The organism is Oscillatoria sp. CS-180, from assembly GCF_028330965.1.
Taxonomy (GTDB): domain Bacteria; phylum Cyanobacteriota; class Cyanobacteriia; order Phormidesmidales; family Phormidesmidaceae; genus Halomicronema.
The window spans coordinates 98,563-122,295 of the sequence record NZ_JAQMUB010000087.1 but is presented as its reverse complement, the minus strand read 5'-3'; the positions used below and the strand labels follow the sequence as shown (position 1 = coordinate 122,295).

General features: G+C 48.1%; 21 protein-coding genes. 14 read left to right on the top strand and 7 right to left on the bottom strand.

Features of this window, described 5'->3' with window-relative positions; genetic code table 11:
• Nucleotides 1–115: 115 nt before the first annotated feature.
• The 3 genes from PN498_RS21950 to PN498_RS21940 form a co-directional block, all read right to left on the bottom strand.
• The gene (locus PN498_RS21950; protein ID WP_272065549.1) at nt 116–2,836 is read right to left on the bottom strand and encodes a cation-transporting P-type ATPase; all 2,721 of its coding nucleotides are present in this window, start codon (nt 2,834–2,836) and stop codon (nt 116–118) included.
• 433 nt (nt 2,837–3,269) lie between these two features.
• Nucleotides 3,270–3,902: a hypothetical protein gene (locus PN498_RS21945; protein WP_272065548.1), complete on the bottom strand. Its 633-nt coding sequence runs from the start codon at nt 3,900–3,902 to the stop codon at nt 3,270–3,272.
• Nucleotides 3,903–4,022: 120 nt separating this feature from the next.
• The gene (locus PN498_RS21940) at nt 4,023–4,529 is read right to left on the bottom strand and encodes a GNAT family N-acetyltransferase (RefSeq protein WP_272065547.1); all 507 of its coding nucleotides are present in this window, start codon (nt 4,527–4,529) and stop codon (nt 4,023–4,025) included.
• 270 nt (nt 4,530–4,799) lie between these two features.
• Here PN498_RS21940 and PN498_RS21935 point away from each other — a divergent pair, with 270 nt between their 5' ends.
• Both PN498_RS21935 and cax read left to right on the top strand, forming a co-directional pair.
• Nucleotides 4,800–5,369: a phycobiliprotein lyase gene (locus PN498_RS21935; RefSeq protein ID WP_272065546.1), complete on the top strand. Its 570-nt coding sequence runs from the start codon at nt 4,800–4,802 to the stop codon at nt 5,367–5,369.
• A gap of 446 nt (nt 5,370–5,815) precedes the next feature.
• Nucleotides 5,816–6,943 carry a calcium/proton exchanger gene (cax, locus tag PN498_RS21930; RefSeq protein WP_272065545.1) on the top strand — a complete coding sequence of 376 codons (1,128 nt, stop codon included), beginning with the start codon at nt 5,816–5,818 and terminating at the stop codon, nt 6,941–6,943.
• A gap of 179 nt (nt 6,944–7,122) precedes the next feature.
• Here cax and PN498_RS21925 read toward each other — a convergent pair whose 3' ends face one another.
• Together PN498_RS21925 and PN498_RS21920 are read right to left on the bottom strand one after the other, a co-directional pair.
• Nucleotides 7,123–7,590, bottom strand: coding sequence for a phage holin family protein (locus PN498_RS21925; RefSeq protein ID WP_272065544.1), 468 nt, complete (start codon nt 7,588–7,590; stop codon nt 7,123–7,125).
• A 128-nt stretch (nt 7,591–7,718) separates the two neighbouring features.
• Entirely contained in the window at nt 7,719–8,741 is a 1,023-nt protein-coding gene (locus PN498_RS21920) for a DNA topoisomerase IB (protein ID WP_272065543.1), read from the bottom strand.
• A gap of 169 nt (nt 8,742–8,910) precedes the next feature.
• Between PN498_RS21920 and PN498_RS21915 the strand changes: the two genes are divergently transcribed.
• From PN498_RS21915 to PN498_RS21900, 4 genes are all read left to right on the top strand, one after another.
• A complete protein-coding gene (locus tag PN498_RS21915; RefSeq protein ID WP_442951438.1) occupies nt 8,911–9,123 on the top strand; it encodes a YqaE/Pmp3 family membrane protein in 213 nt (70 codons plus the stop codon).
• Between the two features lie 522 nt (nt 9,124–9,645).
• Nucleotides 9,646–10,047, top strand: a complete 402-nt coding sequence (locus PN498_RS21910) for a CsbD family protein (protein WP_272065541.1) — start codon at nt 9,646–9,648, stop codon at nt 10,045–10,047.
• A 150-nt stretch (nt 10,048–10,197) separates the two neighbouring features.
• The gene (locus tag PN498_RS21905; RefSeq protein WP_272065540.1) at nt 10,198–10,548 is read left to right on the top strand and encodes a hypothetical protein; all 351 of its coding nucleotides are present in this window, start codon (nt 10,198–10,200) and stop codon (nt 10,546–10,548) included.
• A 743-nt stretch (nt 10,549–11,291) separates the two neighbouring features.
• A complete protein-coding gene (locus tag PN498_RS21900; protein WP_272065539.1) occupies nt 11,292–11,756 on the top strand; it encodes a response regulator in 465 nt (154 codons plus the stop codon).
• Between the two features lie 71 nt (nt 11,757–11,827).
• On the opposite strand, the gene PN498_RS21895 is transcribed toward PN498_RS21900, so the two are convergent.
• Nucleotides 11,828–13,807, bottom strand: coding sequence for a sensor histidine kinase (locus tag PN498_RS21895; RefSeq protein WP_272065538.1), 1,980 nt, complete (start codon nt 13,805–13,807; stop codon nt 11,828–11,830).
• A gap of 337 nt (nt 13,808–14,144) precedes the next feature.
• Here PN498_RS21895 and PN498_RS21890 point away from each other — a divergent pair, with 337 nt between their 5' ends.
• The 6 genes from PN498_RS21890 to PN498_RS21865 all read left to right on the top strand — a co-directional run bounded on the left by PN498_RS21890 (nt 14,145) and on the right by PN498_RS21865 (nt 19,885).
• Nucleotides 14,145–15,035 carry a circadian clock protein KaiA gene (locus tag PN498_RS21890; RefSeq protein WP_272065537.1) on the top strand — a complete coding sequence of 297 codons (891 nt, stop codon included), beginning with the start codon at nt 14,145–14,147 and terminating at the stop codon, nt 15,033–15,035.
• Nucleotides 15,036–15,121: 86 nt separating this feature from the next.
• Nucleotides 15,122–15,436 (top strand): circadian clock protein KaiB, encoded by a 315-nt coding sequence (gene kaiB, locus PN498_RS21885; protein WP_272065536.1) that lies wholly within the window; start codon nt 15,122–15,124, stop codon nt 15,434–15,436.
• Nucleotides 15,437–15,598: 162 nt separating this feature from the next.
• A complete protein-coding gene (gene kaiC, locus PN498_RS21880) occupies nt 15,599–17,152 on the top strand; it encodes a circadian clock protein KaiC (RefSeq protein WP_272065535.1) in 1,554 nt (517 codons plus the stop codon).
• A gap of 175 nt (nt 17,153–17,327) precedes the next feature.
• Nucleotides 17,328–17,501, top strand: coding sequence for a hypothetical protein (locus PN498_RS21875; RefSeq protein WP_272065534.1), 174 nt, complete (start codon nt 17,328–17,330; stop codon nt 17,499–17,501).
• Nucleotides 17,502–17,932: 431 nt separating this feature from the next.
• Nucleotides 17,933–19,012, top strand: a complete 1,080-nt coding sequence (locus tag PN498_RS21870) for a D-alanine--D-alanine ligase family protein (protein WP_272065533.1) — start codon at nt 17,933–17,935, stop codon at nt 19,010–19,012.
• Between the two features lie 57 nt (nt 19,013–19,069).
• Entirely contained in the window at nt 19,070–19,885 is an 816-nt protein-coding gene (locus PN498_RS21865) for a Nif3-like dinuclear metal center hexameric protein (RefSeq protein ID WP_272065532.1), read from the top strand.
• Between the two features lie 67 nt (nt 19,886–19,952).
• On the opposite strand, the gene PN498_RS21860 is transcribed toward PN498_RS21865, so the two are convergent.
• Nucleotides 19,953–21,491 (bottom strand): peptide ligase PGM1-related protein, encoded by a 1,539-nt coding sequence (locus PN498_RS21860; RefSeq protein ID WP_272065565.1) that lies wholly within the window; start codon nt 21,489–21,491, stop codon nt 19,953–19,955.
• A 448-nt stretch (nt 21,492–21,939) separates the two neighbouring features.
• Between PN498_RS21860 and PN498_RS21855 the strand changes: the two genes are divergently transcribed.
• Together PN498_RS21855 and PN498_RS21850 are read left to right on the top strand one after the other, a co-directional pair.
• Nucleotides 21,940–23,472 carry an AAA family ATPase gene (locus PN498_RS21855; protein ID WP_272065531.1) on the top strand — a complete coding sequence of 511 codons (1,533 nt, stop codon included), beginning with the start codon at nt 21,940–21,942 and terminating at the stop codon, nt 23,470–23,472.
• A 91-nt stretch (nt 23,473–23,563) separates the two neighbouring features.
• Nucleotides 23,564–23,722 carry a hypothetical protein gene (locus PN498_RS21850; protein WP_272065568.1) on the top strand — a complete coding sequence of 53 codons (159 nt, stop codon included), beginning with the start codon at nt 23,564–23,566 and terminating at the stop codon, nt 23,720–23,722.
• Nucleotides 23,723–23,733 lie beyond the last annotated feature (11 nt).

The following is a 23,733-nucleotide window of genomic DNA, read 5'->3' as shown; positions in this document are numbered from 1 at the left end:
CTAACCAAAATCAAGGACACCCTGTTCCCCACTCCCCATTCTCCATTCCACCTTTCCACTTTCCCACTCCGACCACCTCAAAGCAACACAAATCAGGCTGTGTGTTCAAAGACGTTTAGGACGGATCGATGCGGTTGGCGAAAATCGCCCACGGCACCATAGGCAGCATGGGAATCAAACAAACGAGCCACTGATTCCAAGTCAAAGGAGCAGTTTCAAACAGGATGTTCATCAGGCCCCACTGACTGAACAGGATCTGTAAGATCATCGCCACGACAATACCCAGCACTATGTAGGGTGCATTCGTAATGCGGCTTGTTCGTCCCAGCAGGTAAGCTACCAGACTTCGTCCCAACTGACTAATGCTGAGCAGGTAAACCACACGGGCAGCCACCAGCGCCTGAATAGCCATCGTACGAGCAGTGGGAATATCGCCTGTCGTGAATTTAGCCCACTCGAAAATGCCAAAAATCAGAATCCAGTTAAACAGCGACACCGCCAAAATCCGCCGCAAGAGCGTTTTGGTAATCAGGGGTTCGTTCGGATTGCGGGGCGCAGTCTGCATGATGCCCGGAGACTTGGCCTCAAACGCAAGGGGCACAGTCATTGTGATGGAGTTGATCATGTTCAGCCACAGCACCTGTAGCGAGAGAATCGGCAACTCCCGCGCCAGCAAAGCACTGATGAAGATGGTCATGGATTCGCCACCATTGACAGGCAACAGGAAGGCAATCGCCTTCCGCAAGTTTTGATAAACTGTGCGCCCCTCCTCGACAGCAGCTTCAATCGAGGCAAAATTATCATCGGTGAGTAGCATGTCTGCTGATTCCCGAGCAACCTCGGTGCCGCCTTTGCCCATCGCAATCCCAATGTCGGCCTGCTTGAGGGCCGGAGCGTCGTTCACGCCGTCCCCCGTCATCGCCACAATATCGCCCTTAGACTGCAACGCTTCCACTAGCTGAAGCTTTTGGGCCGGAGCGACCCTAGCGAAAACCGCCCCGTCTTCGGTCGCTTGAGCCAACTGACGAGACTCCATCTGCGCAAGCTGCCGTCCTTCAAAAGCCGTGACGTCTGAAGAGGCTTGAATCCCCATGCGCTGAGCGATCGCCTGCGCCGTAGCAATATGATCACCCGTGATCATCTTCACCCGAATGCCCGCCGCCTGACAGGCATGAACCGCCGCGATCGCTTCGGGGCGAGGCGGATCAATCATGCCCTGCAAACCCAGAAAAATCAGCCCTGCTTCAATATCATCATGGTCAACCGAATGCTGATGGGAGCCGACCTCCTTCTTGGCAAATGCCAGCACCCGCAGACCTTGAGCCGCCATGCTGTCTACTGTTTTTTCAATGGCCTCAGGTTGAATCGCGATCGCCTGGCCCCCTTGATCAATCATCTGTGAGCAGCGCTGGAGCAGTGCCTCAACAGATCCCTTGATATAGATGGTGCGAGGGCTGCCATCGTGCAGTGTCGCCATGTACTGATACTCGGACTCAAAGGGAATGGCGTCTAGGCGAGGCTGAGTCGCGGCCAGTCCAGCCTGACTAAAGCCCGCCTTCGCTGCTGAGGTAATCAGTGCGCCCTCAGTCGGATCGCCGACAACCGACCAATCCTCTCCCGTTTGCTTCAATTGAGAATCGTTGCAGAGCATACCGGCCACTAGGCAGTCTCGTAACGCAGGCGGCCAGTCATACTCAACCAAATCGCTAGACGGAGTGTCAGTCCCTAACCGGATTTCACCCTTGGCACTGTAGCCGCCACCGCTGACCGTGTAGTGTTGCTCGCCCGCATAAATCGCCTGCACCGTCATTTGGTTTTCGGTCAGCGTTCCGGTCTTGTCAGAACAGATAACAGTTGCGCTACCCAAAGCCTCCACAGCGGGCAATTTGCGAATAATGGCATGACGGCTAGCCATGCGGTTGACGCCGATCGCGAGCGTAACAGTGACAACGGCTGGCAGCCCTTCTGGAATAGCACTGACTGCTAGAGCGATCGCCGCTTCAAACATGTAAAGCAACTCCCCGCCCTGACCCAAGCCCACCACGAACGTCAGAGTAGCCAGCGTCAAGATGGCATAAAGCAAAATGCGGCTAAATTTGGCAAACTTTCGAGTCAGTGGCGTCATGAGGGGCACTTGACGCTCCATTGACTGGGAGATTTGTCCCATTTCAGTGGCATTGGCAGTAGCCACGACCAGCCCTGTGCCCTGACCAAAGGTCACGAAACTGCCAGCGTAAGCCATATTATGGCGTTCAGCTAAAGGCGTGTCTGGTGGTAAAGGCTGAACCGACTTCTCAACTGGGACGGCTTCTCCAGTTAATGCTGACTCATCTACCTGTAAGTTACGGACTTTGAGCAGTCTCAAATCGGCTGGTACCTTATCCCCAGAAGCTAGCAGCACGACGTCTCCGGGCACAAGTTCCTGTGAGGGGATCCGCAGCGGTTGCCCATCCCTCAAGACGCTAGCTTCCGTCGTGACCGCTTTGGACAGAGACGCGATCGCCCCTTCTGCTTTAGCCTCTTGGATGTAGCCAATCACAGCGTTGATAACCGTGACGCCCCAAATCACCCCAGCATTGGTCCAAGAGCCTAGTAACGCCTTGACCGCCCCCGCAAATAGCAAAATATAGAGCAAAGGCTGGTTGAACTGCAACAGAAATCTTAGCCACGCAGGTTTTCCGGGCTTGAAAGTTAACTCATTCAAGCCGTACTTTTCATAGCGATTGGCCACATCTTCTGCAGATAGCCCGGCTTCCGCATCACTTGTGAAGTATCCCAGAACCTCCTGCGTAGACAGATGATGGCATAGAAAGGGATGAGATTCTGCTGTTTCCATGAGTCTAAAGTTGCTAATAAATTCTGAAAGGCATTTTCAGATTTCTAATCATTAATTCGAGTGAAGAAGCGATCGCTTTATTTACTCGAAGATCCAAGAAACGGAGTATCACTTTTATTAATGAAAACAGTAGACAAAGGTACATCACTCAATTTTGCACCAACCTAATATTAAGGTTTAACTATCGAGACTTGAAGTTGCGTCAGTCAACTGCACAGTTAGATTCCAAAGCCAGCAGACTGAGATCGTAGTCAAATTCATTCTATAAACCGTATCATTTGTTGAATCAATCTGCACCATGAACGCTTTCCCAAGTGCAAAAAGAATCCTTCATCAAGGCTAGAGGCCAATCAATGACTCGACAACTTTTCTTTAAATTGAGAGATGAAATAAAGTGCTAGTTAAACTGAATAAATTTGATGGGTTTTCGCTCTCATATCTCGTTTGTCAGGGCGTCTTGAAGGAGTACGTTTCCTATCCAAATCGACCAAAATATACCTAAGATCAGCACAATAAGACCTAAGGGAGGAATTAAGCTGAACATCCCCATGACTAAGCCAAAATAGCACAAATAAACAGGTAGTCGACGATGTTTGAGAGCGAGCCAACTGATCCAAAAAAGCCACAAACCATCCAACCCAATGGCTGCTAACGCTAAAAAACGAATCCAATTGTTGAGTTGATCCCCATTAAATTCTGTGAGATCATCAAGCGTTGTCGCCTGAGTAATGCCATACAAACTAACAGCAGCATTTCCTGCCAAACATAAAGCAGAGAGTATGCCCAAGCTAGATGCAACTAAAGTTGCTGAATTGTTAGCAGAATCATGCCGCCGCAAATAGCTTGCTAGTGCTAGAACCAGCACAGTTGAGAGAGCTGCGGAGAACAACTTCAGACCATCTTGAACCAGCAGTGGAAGAGGGTTATGAATCGCCAACTCATTGAGTTTAGTTGGATCCGCGATCGCTGAAAGTCGAATCAAAAACACCACAATAGCCAGCGTCGCGATTGCCACAATGGCATTAAGAAAAGCTGCAATACCACCCAACTTTTGCAGGGATGTCATAAGCCAAAGTGCTTAGTATCTGATTAACCTAAAAAACCATTGATAGTAGAAACCTGTTGCTATAGAAATCAATGGATATGGAAGGTAAGCTCTCTGTCAAACTGTAGCATTAGTCTTAATCTAAGACGGTGAGGAATCGCGCCAATACTTTTCATCTACTAAAACAACTGAAGTCTCAACTTGTCGATCTGGAATTGACCAATATTGTTTTAATAATCGATTCTTCTCTGCTTCGTTAACGAGAGAAAAACCATTCTTTTTATAGAACCGAACAGCCCAACTCGCTGCTTTCCAGGTCCCCACTAAAATGGGTTTTGTCGAACCTTTGATCAATGCCCGCAGTAAACGTGTTCCAACGCCCTGATTTCTTTGCTGTGTTCTGACATAGGCATGCCGAATTAACGCTACATCTCCTTTATCTTGAATGCCCATAACGCCAATAAGCTCATCACCATCGGCATAACATGAAAATCCAACGCCATCTTCAATTTGTGCCTGAAGTTCTTTTCGAGACATATAGGGATCATGCCATCGATCTGCAGGAATAACATCTTTGTAAGCGATCGCGGCATCGTTAATAATATTAAAAATTGCTTCGAAGTCTTCAGCTGTCGTCTTTCGTATCATGAGACTATCCGCCTCCTTAAGAGATCTTCTACCGCAGAGATAAAACGCTGTAGCTATCTAGTCTAGAAGAATCGGATCGCCCTTAGGAAAAACGTAGTTTGACGAGAGCACACCCCATTCCCCTCTTCCTACTCCCTTAAGACACTGAAATGAAGTTAACTCAGCTGCACAGGGCTATAGATTCAGCGGCAGGTATTGATGAGGGACTCTTTAAATGCCCTACCATGCATAACAGTAGAGTCTCCGCGGATTAAAGGAGCGATCGCGATCATGAATATTCGGGCCTTTCACGACTTTTTTGACTGCTGCATCGGTCAGTGGACAACTGAACGAACCTATCACTATCTGACGCATCAGGACGTGGAGCGATCGCGCACAGAATTCGCTGTAGCTCCCATCACGCAGGATCTCAAGCAAAAGGTTCTGACTGATAATCAATATGGCGATGTGGCAGAGCTGGCTGATTTGCCAGGTTTTCGGCTGGGATTTCATACCGTCTCCGAAACGGGAGAAGAAGTCAGTCAGGAGTTGCGAATGCTTTTTGTCCCTAAGGTAGAGCGGGATGATTTTCTAGAAGGAGACTACCTACGGGATCAGGCTTACGAAGAAAGCCGGCCCATTATTTCCCACTTCCGCTATGGGTTAAATACGCGAGAACTCTTAATGACCACTCGCTACACAAAAGTTGTTTCAGTTGACTCAATTACACTGGTGAATCCCACCTTACGAATTCGCCGCATTTTGAATTATCAGCGACCTCCTGTAGACCACTCACCCCTTGAAACTGTTTTGCTAGCCGGATTTGGGGTTGAGCAGAAAGAGACTGAAGCTACGACCTAAAAGGAGATCCAATTCTTTGCAGAAGGAACGAAGAATGCGACTGCTGCCGCCGGATTGTAGGCAGAACAAACGCCTAGCCGAAGGGCCGAAAAATGAAGACTGCAATAACCTTAGTCCAAGCCTCACCGAAAGGTCTCTAAAAAGCCCGTAAAACTGAGAGATAAAGGCTAATGCTTTATGGCATTCGGTGTTGGTATTGCTAATCGGCGGGAGCATTGGCTTCCCTCCACCAGGGAGGTATGACTTGAGGTCTCCTAGGACCAGAAATGAGGGAGTCACGCCGAGTTGCTATCGTCGCCAGTTCCGCTGGGGCAACACAGTGAGCTGTGCTGAGCACCCGAATGCTAGTCGGTGCAACGGCTTCAATGGCTAAAGCTATACTATGCGCTAGCGTTGGTAAGCCTTTCAGCCTGAACTATTCCTACCAACCTTTTCATACAGCACTTATGTTGATCAAAAATCTCATCTTTTATGGCCTGCTCATCTTCATTCCTATCTCAATCGCCGCTCGATATCTTGGTTGGAGTGAACCTATCATTTTCATTACAGCAGGTCTAGCGATTGTTCCTTTAGCCGGATGGATGGGAGCAGCGACCGAAGAGATTGCGATTGTGCTGGGTCCGTCTTGGGGAGGTTTACTCAATGCCACATTTGGTAACGCCACAGAGTTGATCATTGCTCTGATTGCGCTGGAGGAAGGTCTTGTTGACGTTGTCAAATCCAGTATTGTCGGTTCTATCATCAGCAACCTCTTACTCGTATTGGGATTTTCGATGTTGCTAGGCGGTGTCAAATATCGAGAGCAAAGTTTTCAGCCGGTCATCGCTCGGGTGAATGCCTCAGCAATGAACTTGGCGGTAATTGCTATCCTGCTTCCTAGCGCTGTAGGCTTCACTTCAGAAGTCGTTCCTGAAGTCACTTTACAGAAGCTATCCGATGCTGTCGCAGTCGTGCTAATTGGGGTTTACGGATTGACGTTGCTATTTTCCATGAAGACCCACACTTATCTCTACGATGCTGGAACTGCGGAATTTGAAGATAACGAAACTGTAGATCCAGCGATCGCCAGCAGCGATCCTGCCAAAGTATCCCAGCCTGAAGAAGCTCCCAACCTCATACTTTGGATCTCAGTACTTGTAGTGGCGACCCTGGCAGTTGCGGTTGAATCTGAACTACTCGTCAACGCATTGGAACCTGCAACTGAAGCGTTGGGATTATCGCCGCTGTTTACCGGTGTGATTGTATTGCCCGTTATCGGCAATGCGGCTGAACATGCCACTGCCGTCACCGTTGCCATGAAGAACAAAATGGATCTCTCTGTTTCAGTAGCAGTTGGGTCCAGTATGCAAATCGCTCTGTTCGTTGCTCCCATCTTGGTACTTGCGGGGTGGGTTTTGGGACAACCTATGGATCTTAGCTTTGAAGCGCTGGAACTGGTCGCAGTCGTAGTAGCGGTTTTGATTACCAACTCCATTAGTTCGGATGGTCGCTCAAACTGGCTGGAGGGAACACTGCTGCTGGCAACCTACGTCATCTTGGGTCTCGCCTTTTATTTTCACCCCATTACAGGGTAAAACGATGGTCAACCCGTTATGGGGACAGCATAATAGTCAAAGAACCGAAAGCAACAGGAGTGCCATCCTGCACTCAGCTAATGTTTACCTCAAACGAAGTATTGCAATGCACGCAAAAAGGCCATAGGCATCTTTACTCCATGTGCCTATAGCCCTGATTCATTGGATGAAAACTCTATCTAGCTTTCAGTCGTAGATAGATCAGAAGAAGCCATTTCAGAAGACGACAAATTGCTCATCTCTGGATTAGAGGTACCGGCAATTTCTCGATTGCTGTTGGGTACGCCTTCCATCATCTGAGGGTACTTATCAGCCAAATACTTGCTGAGGAAAGTGCTGACAAAAGACAGGACAACAGGTCCTAACAGAAAACCTAAAATGCCGGAAACTCTGAAGCCCGGAACAGCCAATGATGCTAGCCAGAAACAAAGACCATTCACAATGTAAGAGAACAGGCCAAAGGACAACAAGTTAACGGGTATAGCAAGGGTGCTGATGGCAGGCTTAATAAAAGCATTCACAACGCCTACAGAGGCCGCCGCGATTGCAGTTGCAGTAATTGTATCTAGCTGTACACCTGGAACAATTAGATCAACAACAAGCAGACTTAAGGCCGTTACAAGCCCGGACAAAAGAATAGAAACCATATTCTCTCCTTGAAAAAATATTTCAGTATCTGAAATTTGTGCTGTAAACAACAATAGGATTGATGTACGGATAAAGCATCTGCTACAAGAGATATTTTGCCTCCATCATGTGATTCAAGTAGACTTCTTCATGAAGTAAGAACGTCTAGAACAGCACATTCATAGGGCTTTAAATGCTGAATTGTTTGACATGCAGACTTCATTTTAGGGATCAAGATTCCTGACAGGTAAGATTCAGGAATCTTGGGATGGACATAATACTTTTGACAGGTTGCAGGACGATTCCCCAACTGCTTTGCAACTAATTTAATAGCATGAGTAACGTCACGTTTAGAAAGGTTTTCAATCGCTTCTGTGCCTGTTTTGCTGAGTTCTTGAGCGGTAAGGACCGTACCAGCCCAAGTTCGAAACTCCTTAGCGGTAAAGTCTTCTCCTGTTAGCTGCTGCAAGTAATCATTGACATCACCTGAATCTATACTCTGGCGCACGCCATCATCATCTAAATACTGAAAAACCGTATACCCAGGGATTTCATAGCATTTTTTAATGATATTCACTAGTCGCTTATCAGTGAGTTCGATGTGATGTTCAACACCACTTTTCCCTGTGAATTCAAACTCTACCTGATGCCCTTCAATTTCTACATGTCGTGTGCGTAACGTTGTCAGACCATAGGACTTATTAGAGCGGGCATAGGAGGTATTACCAACTCGAATCAATGTCGTTTCTAATAGCTGCACAACTAGCGCTAAAACTTTTTCTCTAGGAAGACCTTTGAGCTTGAGATGAGCATTTGTCTGTTGACGAATGTCACTCAGCGCCTCGCCAAAATCAACCATCCGATTAAACTTGATGCGATCGCGAATCTCTCGCCATTTGGGATGATAGCGATATTGCTTTCGCCCTTTTGCATCCCTTCCAGTGGCTTGCAAGTGACCCTCTTCGAAAGGACAAATCCATACGTCTTCCCAAGAGGGGGGAATGGCTAATTGCTTGAAGCGATCGCGCTTTCCACGATCTTGAATTCGCTCACCATCAGGGGTGAGATAGCTGAAACCTCTTCCCACCTTCTGTCGGCGAATTCCAGGTATTTTGTCTGTTACGTAGCGTAGTCCAGACTTTTGAGCAAGTTCTTTAGAGCAAGCTTCCAAGGTACTGATTAAACATGCAGTTCGTTCACTTATTAAGGTCTAATTGGCTTCTTAAGAATGATGTAACCGTCCTTAGAGATATTTTTGGGAAACCCTATAAACCCACGTTCCTCTAAATTAAATTTCGACATTCATTCTGTAGATAGAACGTAGTACATGCCTAAGACGGATGTCCATTCTGAAACTTCAGTGCAGTATAGAGCTAAACAATGAGGTAACCTTAATGGACATCCTGAGACTGATTTTAGCAATATTTCTACCCCCTTTAGGCGTTTTTCTTCAAGTTGGATTAAAGCCACAGTTCTGGCTCAACGTTCTGCTCACTTTGCTGGGATATGTTCCTGGGATCATTCATGCAGTTTGGATCATTCTGAAGCGATAGAGTCCTTCAAGCTTTGTTCTTGGAAACTCCATTCAAGAGTCTGATTGGTTCCCCCTACTGTCACCGTCTCTTTGGAAATAGGGGACACATATGACCTGAGATAGAATGCCTCTTTTCCCTAAAGTAGGGGAATGTAACTGTGAAGCTCTTCAACGGAAGCTTGAGTTACGGAACATTTAGCTAAGACTTGTTTAAGAACTACAAACCACCCAAATTCAGCTATCTAAAAGCTGGATTTGGGACTTTTTTTAGGTTGACAGTCAATTCCTGTAGGTTCAATTTTTCATTCGCTGATGAATAGAAAAATATTGGCGGAATAGTGTGACAGTACGTTGACTATACATGCAAGGACTCCATATTTTTGACACGGAACTTGTCGTCTACTTTTCCTAGATATACCTCGCTCGCAAAGCTCAAAATATGCCGTTCGGGTGATATGCCTCTCCGTTTTTTGGTTTACATATTGGGAGTGTTGATACTCGTGCAAATCGCGCAAGTGTCACTGCATTTAGGAGATTAATTATGACTATTGAAGCGATCGCATCGAGGATTCGACGCGCAGTTTGTTTAGGACTAGCGTCCTTGGCAATTTTCACGAGCCTGATACTAGGTTGGAGCCCAACTGCCGAAGCCATGAATGAAGCGGGTCAGATTGTTCAAAACAGAGCTGAACGAGAAGTTGACCGCATGGCTGGCGCAGGAACAACCGAGCAGGTAAAAGGCAAGGTACAGGAAGGTATTGGTAGCTTACAGCGCCAGGTTGGTGGAGCAGAGAACGAAGCTGAAGGTATCGCTAAGCAAGTTAGTGGAAAAGCCAAGCAAGGCGTTGGGCGAACCCAATCGGCAGCAGAGAGCGCAGCTGACTCTGCTAAGGATTCAGCAGAAGGCTTGGTCGAATCTGTCAAAGACTTTTTTGGAAACTAAGCGCTGCCTTCTAAGCGAAGCTGATGCACTTACACCTGATCCTGATCTTCGATCTGAGTCAACCTTAAAGACTTGAAGGTAGTAGGAGCGTTAGCTAGCAAAGTTCGTAGGCTGTATCAAATTTTGTTGTAAGTTCAGGAGCATTAAAAAATGCGTTTTTTCAATAATCTTCGTCGTACCATCAGTGCTGCAATCGCCGCATTGGTTTGTGCTGTTATGCTGCTTGGCGTAGCGTCTCCCGCCTTTGCTTTTGGTAGCGACACAAGCAGCCCTAGAGAAGGGGTTCCTCAGATGAATGACATGGTGGAAACTTCAAGGCAGTCTGTCAAGGAAGAGCCTCGCAATCCTGAGGAGATCCAGCGTAAAGCAAACAGAGGTCCTAATGGAGTTCAAGGGGCCGCTAATCTTGAGAAGATGAACAACCCTGCTAATTCCCAAGAAGCTAGGACCGTGCGCGATCAAGCTGAGGATTTGCTTGAAAGTATTACTCCTGGCAACTAAGCCTCACAGGCTGACAAGTTGCTAAGCCCCAAACTGGGGCTTTTTTTTTGCTTTTATAGCGCCGCCACTTGGCCTAAAATAATCGGTATATTGGACTTTAAGCTTGAGCTATCTGGGCTAATTTACTTACTAGTACACTGCGGCAGAAATAGGCTCACCATTCAAAACACTGAGAGAGCTTATCTACCTTGGCTTTGAATTTTGTAGGGCTTTGCCCTTCCCAAAGGGTATTTTGAATTCCGCGTAGCGGTACTCGTGTTCAAAGACCTAGCGCATAGACAGATAGCCTACCATTTTGTCCTAATAGAATTGGCAACAGCTCTCGTTAAGCCGGAGATTAACTTTCCTCTTGTCCTCTGCCTTTGGCTATAGTTTTGTGTCAGTAAAACTTGTCCAGACAAATTGCTGAATGCTTTGTCCAGAAACGGTTGTGTAGAAGAGTGTTAGAGAAGAAATACCGTTGTTCCCATATTAGAGTCTCAGAAAGCGAGATAGGATGATACTGTTGTATGAGTAATCTATCTGGTTACTTGTCTATGGCTCTGCCTTTAGAGGTACTTCAAGGCTGCTTCTAAGGCAACGGTATTAAGGGAAGGTTTGTAATCTGCGTAGCAGTGGAACTTCTTCAATTTGTTTAAGATTTCGTAAGTAAGATTCGGTCATAGCTCTGAGCCAATCCATTTAAGTGCTGTTAAACCACTTTTGGGAGTGCCTCTCGAAACACTCTTTGGTTAAGTCGCTTAATGTCTAGCTCTCTAGAACTCTTGAAAATGTTGAATTTACCAGCCGTTGACGGAGAATCTTCTGGAAGCCGTGCAGCAACAGCAGATGCGGATTTGCCTGTTGTTGTTGTTGCTGACGATGATGTCGATAACCTTGTTTTGCTCAGCTATATATTAGAGCCGTTTCCCTGCTCGCTTTTCTGTGAAACGGATGGCAAAGTTGCTCTCGAAAGAGCTCTCAATCTTAAGCCAGATCTAATGATGCTAGATGTTCGGCTGCCTGGAATTAGTGGATTAGATATTGTTCGTACCCTGAGGGCAGACGAAGCCACTGCTTTGATTCCTATCATTGCAGTCACTGCTATGGCTAGCCTTTCGGACAAGCTATCCATATTTCAATCTGGTTTCAATCAATATGTCAGCAAGCCTTATCTCTTACGCGACATTGAAAAATTGATTGGTCTCTATCTTCCTGTTAGAGTCTAAACAAGGGGACTGTAATCTCTTTGAGTATTGATCTCGACAGAAGCCACGTCAATGAGGGTTAGTAGCCTTTCCTATTTCTTGTCAGTTGCTGCCAGCTGTAGGGCTTGAATGAGCCAGGCGGTCAATCGCTCGGTTGCTTCAGGGGTATTCCAAGCGGATTCAGCAACAAGACAGGGAAACACAGTGAGCGAGTTGATCGCATGGGCCGCTTGCGTCGCTGCCATGGTCAATGTAATTAGCGGCAGGGAAGATAATTCAGGTGATTGTCCCAACCGTTCAAGATAACTGGCAGGACTTGCGATCGCCGGATCCAAAACAGCGACATTAGGTTGCCAGACCCGACGCAACAAGCTGGCCTGTTCCAAATCATCAACTTCTAGAACGCGGCAACCAAAGGTATGAAAGATTTGAGGAAATCGCTGGTCACTAGTATCAACCTGTTCAGAAGTTTTGATATATAGAATTGTGAGGCGGCTAGTAGGCGGCACAGCAGTAGCCGGCTGTAGCAAAATACTTCCCAAACTATCTGTAGGCCAGATACTCTCTCGATCTACAGGCAATTCGCCCAGCATAGATGAATAATGAGTTGGAACCAGAGCAACCGTCAGCCCTTCAATCTTCTTCAAACTCGTTTTCATCAATCTCAATTCTTTAATGGTTTGGCGAGAGTGGATTAGGACCAAGAGCGCATTGATAGGCAAGCGAGACGCGATTTCAACAGCATCTTTGAGGTCATGAGTTGTTAAAAGACGATAGTCGAGATGGTCGGTTTGCTGCCACAGAACCTTGAGAAAATCCTTATCAGGGGGCGCAACAACCAAAAGAAATCGGCTATTTGTGTTTAGGGCTAACCCCGGCGACATTGGCAGAATTAAAGACGGGCAGATTTTTCCATCCTGATGAACAGATAAGACAAATTCTCCTTGGTGCTGTTGGGCCAACTTACGAACTAACAGCCATTCCAGCCAATGACCCATCTCTGCTGGAATTGATGTCGATGTTTCAGACGTCACTGGAAAAGGCAAGGCCAACGTTGTTTGAGACAGTTGCTCAGCCGGAAGCCAATCATCTAGCCCTGAGATCGTGAATCCAATCCAACCTTTCCGCACATCGATCTCAAGTGACAAAGCCGAATGTTGAGCCGTTGATTGAATTGCTAAGACGGTTTGCATCAAACAGCTCAACATTTGCTGCAGCCGAGCAGGATCGGCTACCAGTGCGATCGCATCTCCGGTGGAATCCAAAATCTCAGGCAGGGATGGAGCAGAGGTGTTTTCTTGTCCTGTTCTCAAAGCCGCTTGACGATAGGCCTCCTGCCACACCTTTGACAGATCAACCATTTGCGGCACTAACCGTAAGGTGCCCCCCTCAATGCGGCCTAGATCGATCAGAGTATTAACCCAAGCTGCCAATCGACGACAATGCTGCTGAATCAAACTGACATAGCGGTTTTGTCGAGGATTAAGCTCTCCCAAACCGCCTGTCCTAAGAAGACTTGAGAGGCCCAATAATGACGTTAATGGTGTTTTAAGTTCATGGCCAAGATAAGTGAGCAAAGCCGTATTGCTTTCCGATGCGCTCGTCTCCAAGTTGCCACGACGGCTGCTATCCTCTAGCCCCAACTCCCTAAAGACGATTGCTAATAGACGAGTTTTATTGAGCAAGCCCAAGTACTGCTGGTGTTTGTCAACTACCACCCAGCAAAGATCCGGATCTAGGGCAACTCTTTCGGCCACATCGATCGTAGATGCCGTAATATCTACGATTTGAAGACTGATCGTAGACGCCTCCATCAAGTTTTGAGGGATGGACTTAACAGGATTACGACCCGGTTCAGAGCCTCCTGCTGTCGGTGAAAAAGACACTGAAAAATCAACCACATCAAACAGTTGATGCAGAGTTAGTACTCTGACAGGGGCCTGCTCCTCATTGACTAAGACAAGGCGATCCAGGCCTTCTGTAAGGCAATTTTCTAGCCATCGACTCGGATCATCGGAAGCCAAACTGGCAGGGACATAGTGAATGAATCTAGAAAGCGGTGGGAAAGACATACCCTGTACCGCCTCAGTGAGTGGGTGCTATAGGACTCAATCGGCTAAAACTAAGCGCTGAGTATTGACAAAAGATTGTCTACACAGCTTAAGATAACGCTTTATCCCCAGACTGTAATCTATATAGATAATCATTAAGGTATAAAATTGTCCGAAATTAAGACCTGTCCTTCCTCCGTTATGGCTGCCATGTTCTACTCAAGGACGCATGCAGTAGAATGAAACAATATGAAACGCTTACCGCTGGTTGCTTTAACGCTATCTATGGCAACAGTTATAGAGATTTTTGGATACAGAAAAAGCAACGTATCTATGATTCTTTAGAGAGTTTGAACCCTTGCATTCACAATTTCTGATTGGAGGTTTTGCTGAGTCGCGTGAGCTAAGCCAAGTCCTAACAGCTGAACTGGATACGCAAACCCACCACGTTCACCTCGGGGAAGCCCAGGACTCCTTTCTGCACTGGATTGAGCAAAATCGCCATCGAGTAGACTGCTTAGTCATTGAGCTGTCACTCCCCCTTTCTGCGCTGCTGACAACCCTGAGATCACAAGACATTTTATTGCCAATGCTTGTGATTGATCTGTCTGATGCATCTGCTCAAGGGGAGACTCAGGCCAGCGATCGCTTCAGTCCCAATGCCACCCATGAACTACTAGCCCAGTATCATCAGGAAACAATATGTATAGATCGCTCTGACTTATCTCAGCTTGAACACCATATCCATCGAGCGATCAGTCAGTTTCTCAATCTGCCTTTCAATCAGCTCTCAAGCGAAGAAAATATTCCCTCTTTGGAGGACACACGCCGTTTTTTGTTAAGTTTGCAGCAGCAGCGGCTATCTGAAAAGCTACAAGAACGACTGGGATATCTCGGAGTCTATTACAAAAGAAACCCTGACAATTTTCTGCGTCATTTAACGCCAGCCGAGCGATCTGAAGTTTTAGAAAAACTACGGCTTGACTATCGAAACATCATTCTCAGCTACTTTGCTAAAGATGAAGCCCTGAATCAGAAAATAGACAATTTTGTGAACACCGTGTTCTTTGCAGATATTTCTGTTTCCAAGCTCGTGGAAGTTCACATGGAGCTGATGGACAACTTTTCGAAACAGTTGAAGTTAGAAGGTCGCAGCGAAGAGATTTTACTGGACTATCGTCTAACGTTAATCGATGTCATTGCTCATTTGTGCGAAATGTACCGCCGCTCTATTCCCCGTGAGGCTTAATCTTCTCTATGTATCATTCCAAAAGACGGCTGCATTAAGCTGCTGCACCGTGTGCCCTGTTTTCTGACCCTTTAAATGATTGAGCCATGAGCACGTTAAAAAAGACCTATGTGTTGAAGCTATACGTAGCGGGTAATACACCGAACTCGGTACGGGCTTTGAAAACGCTAAACCAGATATTAGAAGAAGAATTTCAGGGGGTCTATGCGCTGAAGGTCATTGATGTGCTCAAAAATCCCCAATTAGCTGAAGAGGACAAAATCTTGGCAACACCGACTTTGGCGAAAATCTTACCGCCCCCCGTTCGTAAAATCATTGGTGACTTGTCTGATCGGGAAAGGGTTCTCATTGGGCTGGATCTGCTGTACGAGGAGTTGCGTGAAGACGACTCAAATGACTAAGGATAGTTAGGTGACTAAGGATAATTAGGGCCTCAAACTGACCTGGTTGTCCATCATCCGCATCAAGATTTCACAATACGCCGCGATCGCGCTAACCTTAAAGGCTGAGTTTAAAGCCAGGAATTAGCTCGACAGTTCAGCCCAGCTGTTTTACAAGTTCTTATGAGTCAACTTTCCCAGAACGATACTTACTCGATTAATCGTTCCGATAGCATTGCTAAGATTCGTACCCTGATCGAAGGGTTTGACGATATTAGTCATGGAGGCTTACCGGTTGGTCGAACAACGCTTGTAAGCGGCACTTCGGGCACGGGCAAAACTTTGATGGCAGTCCAGTTTCTCTACTTAGGCATCATTCATTTTGAAGAACCTGGCGTTTTCGTGACCTTCGAAGAGTCTCCCTCTGACATTATCAAAAATGCTAAGAGTTTTGGCTGGGATTTACAAAAGCTGATCGATGAAGGAAAAATGTTTATTCTGGATGCTTCTCCAGATCCTGAAGGCCAGGATGTTGTCGGCAGCTTTGATTTATCGGCATTAATCGAACGGATTCAGTACGCGATTCGCAAATATAAGGCTCAGCGGGTTTCGATTGATTCAGTCACGGCTGTTTTTCAGCAGTACGACGCTGCGTCTGTGGTCAGACGGGAAATTTTTAGGCTAGCGGCCCGTCTGAAGCAAATGGGAGTGACGACCATCATGACCACGGAGCGAGTTGATGAATACGGGCCTGTGGCTCGCTATGGCGTCGAGGAATTTGTTTCAGACAACGTCGTCATTGTCCGTAATGTGCTGGAGGGGGAGCGTCGCCGTCGCACGATTGAGATTTTAAAACTGCGTGGCACGACTCATATGAAGGGAGAATATCCCTTCACAATTGTGAATGACGGCATCAATATCTTCCCATTGGGAGCGATGCGCTTGACTCAACGGTCTTCTAACGTTCGTGTATCCTCCGGCGTGGAAACCTTAGACGAAATGTGCGGCGGCGGCTTTTTCCGCGATTCAATCATTCTGGCGACGGGGGCAACGGGAACAGGCAAAACGCTCTTGGTCAGTAAGTTTCTACAAACGGGTTGCTTGAGTGGAGAACGGGCTATTCTCTTTGCATACGAAGAATCCAGGGCACAACTCTTACGTAATGCGACATCTTGGGGAATTGATTTTGAAGATTTAGAGCAGCAGGGCCTCTTGAAAATTCTCTGTGCCTATCCTGAATCAGCTGGACTAGAGGATCATCTACAGATTATTAAGTCCCAAATTTCTCAGTTCAAGCCTGCTCGCATTGCGATCGACTCGCTCTCAGCTCTTGATCGTGGCGTCAGCAACAGTTCTTTCCGGCAGTTCGTTATTGGTGTCACGGGCTATGCCAAGCAAGAAGAAATCACAGGCTTTTTTACTAACACCACCGAGCAGTTCATGGGGCTACATTCCATTACCGAGTCCCACATCTCGACCATTACCGACACGATTCTCATGCTCCAATACGTTGAAGTCCGGGGCGAAATGTCACGGGCCATCAACGTCTTCAAGATGAGAGGGTCTTGGCATGATAAAGGCATTCGCGAATACACCATCACGGATCAAGGACCAGAAATTAAGGACTCTTTCCGCAATCTAGAGCGCATCATCAGTGGTTCACCCACTCGCATCAGCGTCGATGAGAAAACGGAGCTTTCTCGTATTGTCCAGGGCGTCCAACAAGACAACCTTTAGGAAAAAAGCGATCCATCATCCCTTAGGATGAAATTTATCGGAATCTCAGTCGTCTTTTAATCAGCACTCAACTGCTGCTGATTGCCGTCTCAGCTACGCCTTTCACACTAGAAACCAAGCAAGTAAACCCGTATCGCATAGCGGTTTTGACTTTTGTTGAATTGAGGTTTCTACAATGAGACGGCTTTTATTGTCTACTTTGATAATGTTCATCAGCACTGGAACGTTTGCCGCGATCGCTAATGCAGAGCAGGTTTCTCTGAGCAATGCCGCTGCTGATTTGAATGGCGATGGCGAAGTGACTCTAGCAGAGCTAAGACGGTACAACCGTGATCAACGGCGAAATTAGTTTGGGTAGTTCTACACTGGTGTAAAGCCTTGGTGTCTCTGCTAGGGATTTCTGCAGGTCCCTTCATTGTTATCAATTGCGATCGCCCTACACTGTTTTTCGGATCTGATGGCGAGCAGCGATCGCTGAGGGTGTCACGATAAACACTTCAGAAAGTTTGCGTAAACCTTCGTTTCTCTCCGGACGGGTGGGTTCTACATCGAAAGGTGTAGTGGTAGATGCACCCTGATTGTCGCACCCTGAGCTTCTTTGCGAGGCTTGGGGTCTTTTTTTGCCAAGCTTTTTTACGGCTATCCAGCAAGCTAGTTATACACCTGATTTTGTTTCTCTTAGGTGTCGTTCCACCCCACTACTTCGCGGTAGCGAACCGCATCCTTCAGCCTTTCACCCCTATACTGATTGAATCAATGAGCCGAGGAGGGGAGACAGATATGGCGAAGTGTCAAGTGGGGGTATTGTTTGGCGGTTGCTCTGGGGAGCATGAGGTGTCTATTCGCTCGGCCCAGGCAATCGCGAATGCGCTCTCACGGGGACAAAATCGCGATGTCTACACGGTCCTCCCGGTCTATATCACCAAGGCGGGGGCCTGGATGTTTGGCACTGAGGCGGCAAAGGTTTTGCAAGTGGGGCAACCGATGACGGTTGAGGTCGATGATGATGCCGCTAACCGCCTGCCGGGTGGAGCGGAATTGGCAAACATCGATATCTGGTTTCCTGTGCTGCATGGTCCCAATGGCGAGGATGGCACAATTCAAGGACTGCTGACGCTGCTTAAAAAGCCGTTTGTCGGGTCGGGGGTGCTGGGGTCCGCTGTAGGCATGGATAAGCTGGCGATGAAGACGGCATTTGCTCAGGCGGGTTTGCCCCAGGTCAAATATGTTGCGGTATCGCGGGCAGAGGTATGGTCGAATCCCTGTGTGTTTCCAAAGTTGTGCGATCGCATTGAGGAAGCATTGGGCTATCCTGCGTTTGTTAAACCTGCCAATCTGGGGTCATCTGTAGGGATCGCAAAGGTGCGATCGCGTCAGGAGTTGGAAGCGGCTCTGGACAGTGCCGCTAGCTACGACCGTCGCTTAATTGTGGAAGCGGGAGTTGAGGCGCGTGAAGTCGAATGCGCGGTGCTGGGCAATGATATGCCCAAAGCTTCAGTTGTAGGTGAAATCAGCTTCAGCAGTGACTTCTATGATTACGACACAAAATATACGGCAGGGCAGGCTGATCTAACAATTCCGGCTAATCTTCCTGAGACGGTTAGCCGCCGGATTCAGGAAATGGCTGTCCAGGCGTTTCAAGCAGTCGATGCGGCTGGCATTTCACGGGTTGATTTCTTCTATGTGGAATCCTCGGGCGAAGTTTTCATTAACGAAATCAATACGCTGCCTGGCTTCACACAAACCAGCATGTATCCTATGCTGTGGCAGGCTAGTGGCGTCAGCTTCGAGGAATTAGTTGATCGACTTGTACAGCTGGGCTTTGAGCGCACGGGCAATGTTGACCCTGAGGACTCCTAACCTAGCGGGAAGCTGCTAGCGTATCTACAGTTTGCTCTTCGTTTCAGAATCATCGCTATGACGATCGCACAACTTATTCAAGCCTTTGAAGCCTGGGCACCTCCCTCCTGGCAAGAGAAGTGGGATAACTGCGGCTGGCAGGTGGAACCGGGGATTCTAGATGCTCCGGCCTATGCTTTGGTGTGTCTGACGCCAACGCTATCGGTCATGAATGAGGCGATCGCCTTACAACAGTCTGGCATTCCTATCAATCTCATCTTTGCCCACCATCCCTTGATTTTCAGTCCCCTAAAGTCCGTGCAAAAGAAGGATGGCATTGGGGCGATGGTGCAGCTCAGCATCACTCACAAAATTGGGATTTACAGCGCTCATACCAATTTCGATCAGGTGGCGGATGGTACCGCCGACGTGCTGGCTCAGATGCTTCAGCTACAGGCCGTCGAGCCAGTTGTCCCCACTCAGCCGGAAGTTGGATACGGTCGTGTGGGTCATCTATCTAATGCTATGACGCTTCAGCAGTTGCTTGCGATGATTCAAACGCAGTTGTCTCCACCGGATCTCATCTATTCACCTGACGCGAATTTGCATCAGCACATTGATCGAGTGGCTGTGCTAGGTGGATCGGGGGCTAGCTTTATAGACGATGTCGTGAAGACTGGAGCACAAGTCTATCTCACGTCAGACTGTAAGTTTCACCAGTTTCAAGAGGCTCGCGATCGCGGTCTTATCCTCATTGATGCTGGGCACTACGCTACGGAACGTCCTGCTTGTGCACATTTAGTTGAAAAACTAACCGCTTTAGGGGCGAAGGCAGCCCAACTCAGCGATGCGGATGAGGATTTTCGACAGTTTTTCTCGACTGGCTCGGGTTGAGATATTGGACCAGTTCATTCTCAGAAACAGCAGCATCGTCTGCTGTTTCACAGCCTATTCACTCTATTCAGGTTGCGCGATCAAGAGAATCTACAACCGAGTCGTAGATTTCGTCAGCTTGTTCTGGAGAGTTGCCGATGCTGGTTAGTCCAAGCTTGCCATATTCAGAGAGACAGCCCATGAGATGAAAGGCAGCGCCGACCCCTTCAATGCTGTTGAAATGGAGGCGATCGCTCATGATGATGTCCATCAAATCGCTGGGCAACAGTCCGCGATAGTCCGGCTTCTGCAGGTTGTCGGAAGCTCGGTAGAACTTAGGCTGTCCCTGGCGAGTATAGAACAAACCATCCTGCTTGTTGTATCGACCATCCGTCAGCAGCTTGAGGGCCATGAAGGGATGGGTAGTGCCGCCTTTTCGCAGGTTGATCTCGATAGCTTGCAGTTCCCATTCAGGAATTTGCTCTGGTTTGTGAACCGCGATAAAGTCCACGCCGTAGCGTTCAAGGGCGCCTTTTTGCGCCAAATTTTTGCCAATGGCTTCGCCCATCGCCTGAATCCGCAGCCGATATTCCACATTGGCCGGAAAAGAGCAGCCTAGGAAGATTTGTCCATCTGGTCCGCCTAAAACTTGGTCATGGGTCGAAAGCATTTCAACCAAGCCTAAAGGATTGATGAGTCCCTGCACGCTGGGCGATCGCTTTTCACCACCTTCGACAAAGGCTTCTGCAATCACACCCAGGTCATGAATCTTTCTCTCAAAGTGCTCCCAAGTTTCTGTTTTGCATTGAAAGCGCAAGTCCCCTAGGGCTTTACGCAAAGCTTGGACCCGCTCGCCTCGGCTCGACGCAAGGATATCCGCTTCGATGAGGGGCTGAAGCTGCAAGAGCGCGTTACCTTCTCCTGAAAATCCTTCGTTGAGCTTAATGACAATACGTTTTAGATGAGGCTGTCGTTCCCATAAATCTGCTGTCACCTCAGCTAGATCATCAGCAGTTTCTACCAGGTCACTGCCATCAGGATGAGGCACGCCGCACTCAGCAAAAATTTGACGGCTACCGCTCTTGGTCCCCCAGTACAGCAAATCTGGATCAAGCGCTAGCAGCGGAATCTCCAACTTCAGCGCGAGTTCACGTTCTAAAGGCGTAGAGTTGTAGCACACCATGTAGGCATATTCAGGATGCAGACGCCGACGGATTTTCTCCAGCAGTCGCGGGCGCTCTAGCAGTTTTTGGGTCAGTGGCTTGTGGGACGCATCGTAAGTCGCGAATAGATCGAGGCGATCGCGGGCGTGGGAACTGGGAATCCCCGGCAGCAATTCTAGGTAGTAATCTACGACGCTGGGATGTAGCGGCTGAGAAGTCACATACATCAATCGCGTGTGGGGATTCCGCAACCGAGCCAGTGAGAAGAGCAGCCTTTCTTCGTAATAATGGGATCCTTCAATCTTTTGCAGTTCTGACTGATCAAGACTCAGAGACGGCACCACTAAAACCTGACAATTGCCAACATCAAATTCGTCAGGCGATCGCCAGAGAGACTTGAGCCGCGTTTGAAGATCTTGAAACTGCATGGATGGCTGGGTAGGGGCAGAGAGGGTGTCGATCATCATAAAAACATCCAACAGCAGTCATAGGTTTTTAATAGACTGACATTTTCACTGGCAAATCAACACCTTCTTTGAAAAATCGTTGGGAAATCTACGGAAAAAGCTTAGAGGATCTCCAGGAAAGAATTTACCGCTGGGAGGGCGCCATTAGCACAGCGCAATGCACCACAGCTGGGTATTGTTATGTTTAGAAATCTTCTTAAGAGCCAAGACCCAGCGTAGACCGTTCTGAGAAAATTTTTGGAATCCACCAGGACGACTTGTAGTCCTCTAACAAGGGTCATAGCAAGTAGTTTGTTTAAGGCAACAGTTGCCACATCCTACACAGCAGGCATTCCATTTTGCCGTCTAAGGTCTACCGTCTGCCTTTCTCCACGGGCGCATCCGGTTACGAATAGCCACACTCATGCGGGCATTCTAGTCTCAGATGTTCTTCACCCCTAGACCTATGACCTTCTCCAATAGCGTCCGTCTGTTTCAGACTTTGGTGATGTCTTTTCATTCCGCCATTGTGATCGAAACGGTCGAGGAGGAGCGAGTCCGTACACTTATCAACACTGCGATTAACGATTTGCAGATGGCCGTTTTTGAGTGGAGTGTGGCGCAAGGATTGACGCGATCGCAGGGTAACATTCATAACCGCTGGACCAATGAATACGCTCCACCCGGCGCTCAAAAGCCCCAAGCTTTAGAGCGCACCAGCGATCCGGTAGATGCGCTGAAACACATTGAAGATATCCAGTTTCAGGCCATCTACTGGATGAAAGACTTGGGGCCGCACCTGAAAGATGAGGTGATTGGCCGACAGCTGCGTGAGGTGATTCAACAGTTTGCTCACAATCGATCAACACTGGTCATTACCGGACACAACATCACGCTGCCACCCGACATCGCCCAAGCCGTGGTGTACTTTGACCTCAAGCTGCCTGAACCCGACGAACTGCATCAGGCGATCGCAGAGGTGGTGCGATCGCTCAAAGGCCGCATCTCAGTCCAAATTGCTCCCGAGGGCATGAGAGCACTGGTCCAAGCCATGCGCGGCATGACTCTACAACAGGCCCGTCAGGTTATCGCCTTTGCCGCCCTTGATGACGGCAAGCTGACTCAAGACGACGTCAAGCGAGTCCTGCAGCGCAAAGTGCAAGTGCTCCACGAAGAGGGTCTGCTAGAGTATATTCCACCCGAAATGAATCCCGCTCAACTCGGTGGCTTCAGCGGTTTGAAGCAGTGGTTGAAACGCGCTCGGGTGGGATTTAGCGCCCAGGCAAAATCCTTGAATCTTCCTGCTCCTCGCGGCATCTTAATTGTCGGTATTCAGGGGTGCGGCAAGTCTTTGGCAGCCAAGACGATCGCCCGCGAATGGCAAATGCCTTTGCTAAAGCTAGATGCAGGCAGACTTTACGACAAATTTATTGGCGAATCCGAAAAGAACTTTCGTCGAGCTGTGACATTAGCCGAAACTATGTCGCCCGCCGTCCTCTGGATTGACGAGATTGAAAAGAGCATGGGACAGTCCGAGAGCGACACCGATGGCGGACTCAGCCGCCGACTCTTTGGCTACTTTCTGACCTGGCTTCAGGAAAAGTCAGAAGATGTCTTTGTTGTAGCAACCGCGAATAACTTATCCCGCATCCCTTCAGAGCTATTGCGAAAAGGCCGCTTCGACGAAATCTTCTTCGTCGATCTCCCTGACGAAACCGAACGCGCTGCCATCTTGCAAATCCATCTCATTCGCCGCAAACAAGACCCCAGACGCTTCAAACTTACAGAATTAGTCCAGGCCACAGACGGCTTCAGCGGCGCTGAAATCGAACAAGTCATTATCACCTCCCTCTACAAAGCCATCCACGAAAGACGCCCCGTTAACACAGAGCTGATTGTCGAAGAAGTCAAAGCAACCGTACCGCTATCCGTCAGCCGCCGCGAAGACCTGCATAAGCTCCGAGTCGTTGCCCAAGAAAGATTCGTCAGCGTCAGGTAGAAATGCGCTTTCTCGGATGGAGGCTAATGAAGCCTGACGATGACTGCACATTAAGCTAGATAGGATATCAGTAGCATCTCCTATAACCGGTATGGCAACTGTGACTGATACTGCCACTCTGATCGTGCGATCGCTCCTCCGCAAGGAACTGCGACGCTTTCTAGAATTTGCGGATCTAGCAGACAACGCGGGCGAGGCTCGCGTTCAACTCCTCGACTTGCAAAAGCGCTATGACCTGATGGATATGTGAGCTTGCAAAAT